The organism is Pseudomonas sp. W22_MBD1_FP4 (assembly GCF_052113765.1).
In the GTDB taxonomy this organism is placed as follows: domain Bacteria; phylum Pseudomonadota; class Gammaproteobacteria; order Pseudomonadales; family Pseudomonadaceae; genus Aquipseudomonas; species Aquipseudomonas sivasensis.
Map to the genome: position 1 here is coordinate 1 of NZ_JBGQOI010000049.1, position 9576 is coordinate 9576.

Below are 9576 nucleotides of genomic sequence, written 5' to 3' on the forward strand. Positions count from 1 at the left end.
TGCAATCGGGGGCAAGCCCCCTCCCACATTTGCTATCTAGTGCCTGCTGGTTACGCGACCCGCAAGACAATCTTGCCGATATGGTCCCCACCTTCCATCCGCGCATGGGCCTGGGCCGCGTCGGTGTATTCGTACACCTTGTCGATGATCGGCAAGCAGCGCCCGGCTTCCAGTACCGGCCAAATGTATTCACGCAACTGTTCGGCAATCGCGGCTTTTTCATCCTTGCTGCGCGCGCGCAACAGCGAACCGGTAATCACCGCGCGTTTGCCGAGGATGGTCAGCAGGTCGACGTCGTTGGCCTTGGCGCCGCCGAGGAAACCCAGCATTACCAAGTGGCCGTCCATGGCCAGGGCCTTGAGATTGTTGTTGAGATACGAGGCTCCCATGATGTCTAGGATTACGTCCACACCCTGGCCGTCAGTCTGTTGGGCAATGACGTCGGCGAAGTCCTGCTCGCGGTAATTGATCGGCGTGGCGCCCAGCTTCGCAATGGCCGCGCATTTGTCGGCGCTGCCGGCGGTGGCGAAAGCCTGGATGCCGAATTCGCGGCACAGCATCAACGCGGTCGTACCGATGCCGCTGGTGCCGCCGTGGATCAGCACGCGTTGGCCGGTGTGCGCATCGCCGAGGCCGAACAGGTTGGCCCACACAGTGAAGAAGGTTTCCGGTACGGCGGCGGCTTGAATCCAGTCCATGCCCTCGGGGATCGGCAAAGCCTGGCCAGCGGGCACCGCGCAAAACTGCGCATAACCGCCGCCATTGGTCAGGGCGCACACCTTGTCGCCCAGGCTGAACGCGGTCACGCCGTCGCCCAGCGCCACCACTTCACCGGCCACTTCCAAACCCGGAATCGGGCTCATGCCGGGCTTCATCGGGTATTTGCCCGCACGTTGCAGGGCGTCGGGGCGATTCACCCCGGCGGCGTGCACGCGGATCAGGATCTCGCCGGGACCGGCCACGGGCACTTGCGCCTGGCGCGGTTGGAGCACCTCTGGGCCACCGGGCGTGGTGATTTCGATCAGGGTCATGTCGTTAGGGAGCATCATTTGAAGTTACCTGCAGCGATGAGCGTATGGGGTGGGACCGCGTCGGGCGGCCGGCGGTTCAGCAAAAGCATGACCAGTTCCAGTGCAAGGGCGACCACTATCGCCCCGGCCGCGATCATGAACAACAGCGCATGCTGGCCGCCGCTCGCATTGAACAGGGCTGAGTAAGCGAAGCCTGCGACCGCCTGAAAGGTGGCAAAGGACACCGTGGCACGGCTCCAGGCGACCTGCTGTTGGTGATGATTGGGGATCAGTTCGTGCACCCGCGCCAGCGCCAGCGGCACGATGCCCGGCGGGAAGGAGCCGAGGATGACCGCCAGTACCGCCAGGGCCGTAAACGAGCCGGCGAACGGCAACAAACCAACGGCAATCGCCTGCACCAGCAACACCACGCGGATGCTCAAGCGTGCGCCGAGCTTGTCTGCCAGGAACCCATAAGTGACGGGCCCCACAATCGAACCCAGGCCGTACATCACCCAGATCATCGCGCCGATATGCGCCCCGGCACCCAGGCCGCGGGCCACGTAATCCACCAGGAACACCATCGCCGGCACCAGGCCCGCCGCCATAAAGGCGTATTGGGCAAACAGCAGGTACACGCCAGCAGGGGTCGGCAACGTGCTGCCCGCCGGTTGCGGTGCTTCATGCTGCGTGCCGTTGGGCCAGGCGAACCAACTGGCGGCCGTCAGCACCACCGCCAACAGACCGAGACCGAACCAGGTCTGCTGCAAACCCAGGCTCAGCAGCGGTGGGACCAGTGTGCCCGAACCGGCAATCCCCAAACCGATGCCCAGGAAGATCGCGCCACTGGCCAGGCCTCGGCGTGCGGCCGGTACATGGGGCAACACGGTCGCGGCCACCAGCACCATGATCGCGCCACCGGCAATGCCCGACAGCAGGCGCCAGCCGAAGAACCACGTCACCGACAACGGAAAACCACAGGCAAAGAACGCCAGGGTCACCGCCACCATCATCAGACGCAGGGCGCTTTTGTTGGAGCTGCGTTGGGCGAGGGGGCGGCCTATCAGCGCACCGATCAGGTAACCCACCAGGTTGGCGGCACCGAGGTACACCACGTCATTGGCGCTGAACCAGTGGGCCTGGATCAGCGATGGAATCAACGGCGTGTAGGCAAACCGCGCCAGGCCGATGCTGACCAGGCTGGCGCACAGGCCGGCGAAGATGGGCAGCCAGACGCCGCTGCGTGCTTGAGTGTCTTGCATGGTGACGGTCCTGAGTATTTTTCTCTGGCGCTCAGCATATCGAGGAACGTCGGTGCAATAATGCTGCGATTACACGGCATAGTGATGCAGATATGCAGCATAAGGAGTACGCATGAATTGGGATGACGCACGGGTATTCCTGGCGGTATGCCGCGAGTCCACACTGCGCGGCGCTGCACGGGTGCTGGGGGTGGACCAGGCCACCGTCGGGCGGCGGGTCAACGCCCTGGAAAAGTCCTTGAGCGCGACGCTGTTCCTGCGCACCTCCGAGGGCTACGCCTTGACCGCCGTGGGCGAAGCCGCGTTGCACTCGGTGGAAAAAATGGAGCGTTCGGCCCTGGACCTGGAGCGGCAGATCCAAGGCCTGGATGACCGCCTGACCGGCACCGTACGGGTCAGCACCACCGATTCCCTGGCCATCGACTTTATGATCCCTGCGATTGCGCGCCTCCACGCCCAGCACCCGGATGTGCGTGTGCAGTTGGACGCATCGACCCAGTTCCTGAGCCTGGCCAAACGTGAAACCGACATTGCCGTGCGCAACACCCGTCCCGACAGCCCCGACCTGATAGCCCGTCGCATCGCTCGATGGCCGCTGGGGTTGTTTGCTTCCCAGGCTTACGTCGATCGCCACGGGATTCCCGAGCCCGGCAGCCTGTTTGAAGGCCACGATCTGGTGGTCTACCAACCCTATCTGCAAACCCACAAAGACCTGACCCTGGTGTCCGAACCCTTGGGCCGTGGGCGCATTGTCGCGGCGTTGAGTTCCAGCCTGCTGGTGCGCCGCTCCATTGCCGCCGGGCTCGGTATCGGCGAGATCCCGGTGTACACCGGTGAGCGTGACGGCCTGGTTCGCCTATGGCCCGAGCGCACGCGGCCGGTGCCTTATGACGTGTGGCTGGTGACCCACGCCGACCTGCGCCACACCGCGCGGGTGCGGGTAGTCATCGATGAAATCGTCGCGGGGTTTGCGGGAACGGGGGAGTAAAGGTCAGCACAGGCTTGCAATCTTGGGGGGCGCTCTGTGGACACAATCGATGTGTCAACCAACAGGGAACACCTATGAACGAATCAAGACATCAGGATCTGGGGCTGTTGTTTCTGCGGGCGAGCGGGGCGTTGTTCCTGCTGTGGGTACACGGCTTGCCCAAATTGCTCAATTACAGCGAACAACTGAAGCTGATCGAAGACCCGTTTCACCTCGGCGCACACGTCACGCTGCTGCTGGCGATTTTTGCCGAAGTGCTGTGCCCGTTGCTGATCCTTGCCGGCGTGCTGGTGCGCCTGGCATGCCTGCCCATCCTGGCGGTGCTGTTGATCGCCATGGTGGTCGTGCATCCAGAGTGGACATTGTTTGAAGGGCAGTTTGGGTGGTTGTTGCTGATCCTCTTTACCAGCGTGCTGATCGCCGGGCCGGGGCGTTTTGTGCTCGGTCAGCGTTTTGCCTGAATAAAAAAAGCCGGGCAAGCCCGGCTAAATAAGGAGAGCGGTTTCAGCGCTTCAGGAACGCCAGCAAGTCTTCGTTCAACGCCTGGGCGTGGGTCACGGCAAACCCGTGGGGCGCATCTTTGTAGACCTTCAATTCGGCGCCCTTGATCATCTCGGCGGCCACTTTACCGGTGGTTTCGAACGGCACGATCTGGTCGCCATCGCCATGGATCACCAGGGTCGGCACGTCGATCTTGGCCATGTCCGGACGGAAGTCGGTTTCGGAGAAGGCCGTGACGCAATCCACGGTCGACTTGAGGGACGCCAGCATCGCGATTTGCAGGGACTGGGTCAGCGTACCTTCGGAAACGGTCTGGCCCTTGTTGATGCCGAAGAACGGCGTGTTGAAATCAGCGATGAACTGCGCACGGTCTTTCAGCAAACCGGCCTTGATGCCGTCGAACACATCGGTCGGCACGCCCTGTGGGTAATCGGGCTTCTGGCCGAAGATCGGCGTCACTGCACCCAGCAGCACCAGGCCGGCTACCCGGGCACTGCCGTGGCGTGCGATGTAGCGCGCAACATCGCCACCGCCCATGGAGAAGCCCACCAGGGTCACCTCCTTGAGGTCCAGGTGTTCGATCAACTGCGCGATGTCATCGGCGAAGGTGTCGTAGTCGTTGCCGGTCCACGGCTGGTCCGAACGGCCAAAGCCACGGCGGTCTAACGCGATGGTGCGGTAACCACGGCTGCTCAGGTATTCCATCTGGTATTCCCACATGTCGGCATCCAGCGGCCAGCCGTGGCTGAACAGCACGGGCTTACCGCTGCCCCAGTCCTTGAAGTAGATCTGGGTACCGTCTTTGGCAACGAATGTGCTCATGGAAAACTCCTGATTGAGGGGGCGAGAAGACTCTAGCTCACTATTGCCGTAAACCTGACGAAGGGCTTGTATGGGTGTGCTTGGTTGAACGGTTCAGCGTCTATGCTGGTCCACTGACCTCTACCGTCAGATCACACAGGTGAACGAAATGGCCAAGACTTACAGCTACGCCGCCCAGAACGCCAAGGATGTCCTCAAGCCCTTTACCTTCGAGCGCCGCGCGCCAGGGGCGGACGATGTACAGATCGACATCCTCTATTGCGGCGTGTGCCACTCCGACTTGCACACCGTGCGCAACGAGTGGAACAACACCCTGTACCCCTCGGTACCCGGCCATGAAATCGTTGGCCGCGTGACGGCAGTCGGCGCCAATGTCAGCAAATTCAAGGTCGGCGATCTCGCCGGTGTCGGCTGCATGGTCGACAGTTGCCAGCACTGCGCCTCGTGCGCAGAGGGCGAAGAGCAATACTGCGAGAGCGGTTTTACCGGCACCTACAACGGCCCGGTGTTCGGCGGTGAAAATACCTTTGGCGGCTACTCGGACAGCATCGTGGTCAAGGAGAAGTTCGTGCTGCGCATCTCCCACGACGATTCCAACCTGGCCGCTGTGGCGCCGTTGTTGTGTGCGGGCATCACCACGTATTCGCCGCTGCATCACTGGAAGGTCGGGCCCGGCAAGAAGGTCGGTGTGGTCGGCCTCGGCGGCCTCGGCCACATGGCGGTGAAGATCGCCCACGCCATGGGCGCAGAGGTCACGCTGTTTACCACCTCACCCAACAAACGCGAAGACGGCCTGCGCCTGGGCGCCGACCATGTGGTGGTGTCGAAGAACCCAGACGAAATGGCCAAGGTCGCCAACAGCCTGGACTTCATCCTCAACACCGTCGCCGCGCCGCATAACCTCGATGCGTTCCTTAACCTGCTCAAGCGTGACGGCACCATGACCCTGGTCGGCGCCCCCGACAGCCCGCACCCATCGCCGACCGTGTTCAACCTGATCTTCAAGCGCCGCAGCCTGGCTGGTTCGCTGATCGGTGGGATCCAGGAGACCCAGGACATGCTCGACTTCTGCGCCAAGCACGGGATTGTCTCGGACGTGGAGATGATCGACATCCAAGGCATCAACGAAGCGTATGAGCGGATGCTCAAGGGCGATGTGAAGTATCGGTTCGTGATCGATATGGAGAGTTTGAAGAAGGAAAGCCACGCGGCCTGAAAACTCGACCTCCAAGCCACCGTAGAACCCCTGTGGGAGGGGGCTTGCCCCCGATAACGGTAGTACAGTCACAGCATCATTGACTGACCCACCGCCATCGGTGGCAAGCCACCTCCCACATTTGTTATGTGTGCACGTCAGACCGAGAGATGCTCGTAAAGAATCGTCGCACCCACCAGCATCAACACCACGCCGCCGACCATCTCGGCACGCTTGCCCACCACGGTGCCCAGCACCCGTCCGAGCATCATGCCGATGGTCACCATGGTCATGGTCGCCAGGCCAATCGCGGCGGAGGCCACCAGGATATTCACGTCGACGAACGCCAGGCCAACACCCACTGCCATCGCATCGATGCTGGTGGCAAACGCCGTGACGGCGAGGATCATGAACGAGTGCTGGGTCGGTTTCTCGGCTTCTTCGTCATCGGCCTTGAGCCCGTTCCAGATCATGTGCAGGCCCAAACCGACCAGCAGGGTGAAGGCGATCCAGTGGTCCCAGCTTTCCACCCAACGGGTGGCCACGTGGCCGATCGCCCAGCCGATCATCGGGGTGATGGCTTCGATCACACCAAAAATCACACCGGCACGCAGGGCTTCGGTCAAACGCGGTTTGTGCAGGCTGGAGCCTTTGCCGATGGCCGCCGCGAAGGCGTCCGTGGACATGGCCAGGGCGAGAAGAATCAGGGAAATGGGGTTCACGGTGAGGCTTCCAGTCGGGCTATAGGACACAACGACACAACCACACGCCCGACTTTAGGCATGGATGTGTCGCTGGTCTCACCAACCGAAAAACGGTGTTCGCACCACGGCAGGTTGCCGAATATGTTGATACGAACGCTTCCAACGGGGTCAGAAGCCGGTTACTCCCCAACGAGGTGGCCGATCATAGGGGGGCAAAGATGAAAATTTCGTCAAAAGGCTCACGGCCGTTGCGGCTTGACCGACGTACCAAACGTATTGCCCATGCGCACGCTGGTTGCCGCCGGGGTGGATAAGCCCACGGCGTTCGGCGGCCGCTGCTCGATAGAAAGATGCTGCGCCTCACGGTTTTTCTTCGCCGCCTTGGTTGCATTCGTGTCATTGCCCATTTGTTGGCCCAGGCAGCCGTAATCCGGCGCCTTGTACCCATCCACCGTGACCTCGGTGCAACCGCTTGGCGCATTGTCGGCGTGGGCGAGTAAGGGCAGGGCGGCGCACAGCAACAGGCTGGCGAGGGTCGGGAGCAGCTTCATCATGGCCTCCTGGCAGGCCCGAAGGAGTGGGCCGGTATGGCTTGAGAGTCTAGTGCAGGGGGCTTCTCGTCACCGTGATGTTTTTTTTGCTATCACCGTAACATCAGGTTCATAAACGGGCCTCAGGATGACGGTTTTCTAGGGCGCGTCGGCCGTGCAGCGATGCTACGCAGGGGGTGAACAGGGAGCCTGGAGGCGCGCCGTATGCGCCCTGGTCTTGCTGTTGCTGCTGGCTGGCGGCGGGGTTGCGCGAGCGCAGTCGCCGCTGTTGCTGCTGAACCTGCCCGCGCAAGACCTTGAACACGCCCTGCAGGCCTATAGCCGCGCGACGGGGATAGCGGTGCTCGTGGACCGTGAGTTGACGCAGGGCCGACGCTCCCTCGCCGTGCGCGGTCGCTTCACGGCGCAGGAGGCTCTGGCGATGTTGCTGACAGGGAGCGGCCTGATGGCACGTTATGCACGCAGCGATGCGTTTACCTTGCAGTTGCCCGAGGTCAGCCAACCGCCCCCGGCGCATGGCGCGGCGGCCCGCAGTGCTGCGCGGATCAATAACAGCTACGCCACGGCCTTGCAGCAGGCCATCGAGACCAGCCTGTGCCGTTCGCCCCTGACTCGGCCCGGCAGTTTTCGTGCGCTGGTGCAGGTGTGGGTCAACCGCGACGGCATGATCGAACACAGCCGGCTGGTCAGCTCCACCGGCGATGAACAACGCGATGAAGCACTGGTCCGCAGCTTGGGCGCTGCACGGGTGGAACGCCCGGCGCCGAGTTCACTGCGTCAACCGGTGACTTTGCTCTTGATGCCCGACACCACAGGAACACGCATGGAATGCACAGCCGTAAAAGGAGCCTCGGGCGGATGAAAAATACCGGGCACAGCACGATGGTCAGCTTGTTCCTGGCCTCTTACGAAGATTTCAAGGTGCGTTTGCGCAAGCGTCTGGGCTCGGAGGACCTGGCCAATGACGTGTTGCACGAAACCTACCTGCGAGTCGACCGCATGGAGATGCCGCCGAACCTGGCGCAACCCAATGCCTACCTGTACCGCATGGCCCTGAACATCGCTGCCGACCGCCGCGAGGCCGACGCCCGTTTGCTGACCGGCAGCGAGGTGGAAGAACTGCTGCAAAGCGCCGACGAAGCCCAGGACCCGTCGCGGGTGGTGGGCGGTCAACGTGAAATCCAGTCCCTGGTCAAAGCCCTGTATGAACTGCCCTCGCGCCGACGCAAGATCCTGATCGCCGCCCGCCTGGAAGAGGCGCCGCACCTGGAAATCTCCCAGCGCTTCGGCATTTCCACGCGCATGGTCGAGAAGGAAATCAAGGCCGCACTGGGTCATTGCGCCAAACGTCTGGAAAGAAAAGTGATCCAGCGGTTCGGTCCCGGCGCCGGAAAACCGTCTTAGTGTTGAGTCCCTGATAAAACCGTGAGTATGTGCGCGCTTGAACATTTTTAGCCTCTCCATCGCCCGGCAATCTGCCGCCAGCCCCTTGCACGATGAAGCCTGCGACTGGCTGCTCCTGCTGACCTCGGGCCGCGCCACCGTGGCCGATGCCAAGGCCCTCAAAGCCTGGTGCGCCCAGAGCGCGGAGCATGCCCAGGCGTTTGAGCAGGCGAAGGGGTTGTGGCAGCAATTGGCACCGGCGCTTGAGCAACCGTCTGCGCCGCGTCAGTTCGGGCGTCGCGCATTTCTGGGGGCCGCGATTGCCGCGTCGGCGGCGGTGGTGATGGTGCGCGTCGGCGTGCCGGGCGGGTTTTCCGGGCTGACGGCGGACTATCGCACTGAGGTCGGCGAGCAGCGCCAAGTGCTGTTGAGTGACGGCGTGAGCCTGGAACTCAATACCCAGACGCGCATCAGCCGGGTGGGTCAGGGGATTGAATTGCTCGAAGGCGAGGTCGAGGTCGTCGCCCATATTGCGCAGCCGCTCAAGGTCCAGGCCGGGGAGGGCTGGGTCAGTGCGGCGCAGGCGCGGTTCAATGTGCGTCATACCGATCACAGGGTGTGTGTCACCTGTATCGAAGGGTCGCTGTCGGTGGACGTGGGCGGCAACAGCGTGAGTTTGGGCCGTGGTCGGCAAATGAGCTACGGCGCTGCCGGGGTCGGTGACGTGATCACCGTGGATACGCAGTCGGTGGTGGCCTGGCGTGAGCAGGTGCTGGTGTTTGACAACGCGACGTTGGCGACGGTGGTGGATGAGATCAACCGCTATCGGCCGGGGATGTTGGTGTTGCTTAACAAGGAACTGGGGCAGCGGCGGGTGCAGGCGCGGTTTAGTTTGCAGCAGTTGGCGGGCGTGGCGTTGTTGATACGGGATGCTTATGGGGCTAAGTGTACGGAGTTGCCTGGGGGGGTTGTTTTGTTGAGTTGAGGGTTGTGGGTGTACATATCCGTTATTTAGGTAACGGCTGCTTGTGGTTCCGCTCTTACAGCGGGTCACTTTTGTAAAGGCACAAAAGTAACCAAAAGGCCTTCGCCCCACCACTCGGTGCCTCGCCTAGGCTCGGCATGCCCGTAATCCGACATTGATTTGGGGGGCCGCCGCC

The 9576-nt window shown here is 62.3% G+C and carries 11 protein-coding genes; 6 read left to right on the forward strand and 5 right to left on the reverse strand.

Features of this window, described 5'->3' with window-relative positions; translation table 11 throughout:
• Window positions 1-50 precede the first annotated feature (50 nt).
• Together ACEN2T_RS29765 and ACEN2T_RS29770 are read right to left on the reverse strand one after the other, a co-directional pair.
• Entirely contained in the window at window positions 51-1049 is a 999-nt protein-coding gene (locus tag ACEN2T_RS29765; RefSeq protein ID WP_122681475.1) for an NAD(P)H-quinone oxidoreductase, read from the reverse strand.
• Window positions 1046-2272: a YbfB/YjiJ family MFS transporter gene (locus tag ACEN2T_RS29770; protein WP_442117986.1), complete on the reverse strand. Its 1227-nt coding sequence runs from the start codon at window positions 2270-2272 to the stop codon at window positions 1046-1048. The genes ACEN2T_RS29765 and ACEN2T_RS29770 overlap by 4 nt, the downstream gene beginning before the upstream one ends.
• Window positions 2273-2384: 112 nt before the next feature.
• Here ACEN2T_RS29770 and ACEN2T_RS29775 point away from each other — a divergent pair, with 112 nt between their 5' ends.
• Window positions 2385-3260, forward strand: coding sequence for a LysR family transcriptional regulator (locus ACEN2T_RS29775; protein WP_032888423.1), 876 nt, complete (start codon window positions 2385-2387; stop codon window positions 3258-3260).
• A 74-nt stretch (window positions 3261-3334) separates the two neighbouring features.
• Entirely contained in the window at window positions 3335-3721 is a 387-nt protein-coding gene (locus ACEN2T_RS29780) for a DoxX family protein (protein WP_095186008.1), read from the forward strand.
• 43 nt (window positions 3722-3764) lie between these two features.
• On the opposite strand, the gene ACEN2T_RS29785 is transcribed toward ACEN2T_RS29780, so the two are convergent.
• Window positions 3765-4583 carry an alpha/beta fold hydrolase gene (locus ACEN2T_RS29785; RefSeq protein WP_442117987.1) on the reverse strand — a complete coding sequence of 273 codons (819 nt, stop codon included), beginning with the start codon at window positions 4581-4583 and terminating at the stop codon, window positions 3765-3767.
• Between the two features lie 148 nt (window positions 4584-4731).
• Between ACEN2T_RS29785 and ACEN2T_RS29790 the strand changes: the two genes are divergently transcribed.
• Entirely contained in the window at window positions 4732-5799 is a 1068-nt protein-coding gene (locus tag ACEN2T_RS29790) for an NAD(P)-dependent alcohol dehydrogenase (protein ID WP_181644476.1), read from the forward strand.
• Window positions 5800-5936: 137 nt separating this feature from the next.
• Here ACEN2T_RS29790 and mntP read toward each other — a convergent pair whose 3' ends face one another.
• On the reverse strand, window positions 5937-6500 hold the full coding sequence (gene mntP / locus ACEN2T_RS29795; protein WP_032888431.1) for a manganese efflux pump MntP: 564 nt from the start codon (window positions 6498-6500) through the stop codon (window positions 5937-5939).
• A 221-nt stretch (window positions 6501-6721) separates the two neighbouring features.
• Complete coding sequence (locus ACEN2T_RS29800) at window positions 6722-7033, reverse strand: hypothetical protein (RefSeq protein ID WP_032888433.1); 312 nt, start codon at window positions 7031-7033, stop codon at window positions 6722-6724.
• 217 nt (window positions 7034-7250) lie between these two features.
• Here ACEN2T_RS29800 and ACEN2T_RS29805 point away from each other — a divergent pair, with 217 nt between their 5' ends.
• The 3 genes from ACEN2T_RS29805 to ACEN2T_RS29815 are packed head-to-tail and all read left to right on the forward strand — an operon-like array spanning window position 7251 to window position 9401.
• Window positions 7251-7895 carry a secretin and TonB N-terminal domain-containing protein gene (locus ACEN2T_RS29805; protein WP_032888435.1) on the forward strand — a complete coding sequence of 215 codons (645 nt, stop codon included), beginning with the start codon at window positions 7251-7253 and terminating at the stop codon, window positions 7893-7895.
• Entirely contained in the window at window positions 7892-8437 is a 546-nt protein-coding gene (locus tag ACEN2T_RS29810) for an RNA polymerase sigma factor (RefSeq protein ID WP_032888437.1), read from the forward strand. The genes ACEN2T_RS29805 and ACEN2T_RS29810 overlap by 4 nt, the downstream gene beginning before the upstream one ends.
• Window positions 8438-8474: 37 nt before the next feature.
• Entirely contained in the window at window positions 8475-9401 is a 927-nt protein-coding gene (locus tag ACEN2T_RS29815) for a FecR family protein (protein WP_442117988.1), read from the forward strand.
• The last annotated feature ends 175 nt before the right edge of the window (window positions 9402-9576 follow it).

Coding starts and splice junctions, on each gene's coding strand:
- ACEN2T_RS29800 (WP_032888433.1), bottom strand. CDS start 7,033: ATGAAGCTGCTCCCGACCCTCGCCAGCCTGTTGCTGTGCGCCGCCCTG.
- ACEN2T_RS29775 (WP_032888423.1), top strand. CDS start 2,385: ATGAATTGGGATGACGCACGGGTATTCCTGGCGGTATGCCGCGAGTCC.
- ACEN2T_RS29810 (WP_032888437.1), top strand. CDS start 7,892: ATGAAAAATACCGGGCACAGCACGATGGTCAGCTTGTTCCTGGCCTCT.
- ACEN2T_RS29790 (WP_181644476.1), top strand. CDS start 4,732: ATGGCCAAGACTTACAGCTACGCCGCCCAGAACGCCAAGGATGTCCTC.
- ACEN2T_RS29770 (WP_442117986.1), bottom strand. CDS start 2,272: ATGCAAGACACTCAAGCACGCAGCGGCGTCTGGCTGCCCATCTTCGCC.
- ACEN2T_RS29765 (WP_122681475.1), bottom strand. CDS start 1,049: ATGATGCTCCCTAACGACATGACCCTGATCGAAATCACCACGCCCGGT.
- ACEN2T_RS29785 (WP_442117987.1), bottom strand. CDS start 4,583: ATGAGCACATTCGTTGCCAAAGACGGTACCCAGATCTACTTCAAGGAC.
- ACEN2T_RS29780 (WP_095186008.1), top strand. CDS start 3,335: ATGAACGAATCAAGACATCAGGATCTGGGGCTGTTGTTTCTGCGGGCG.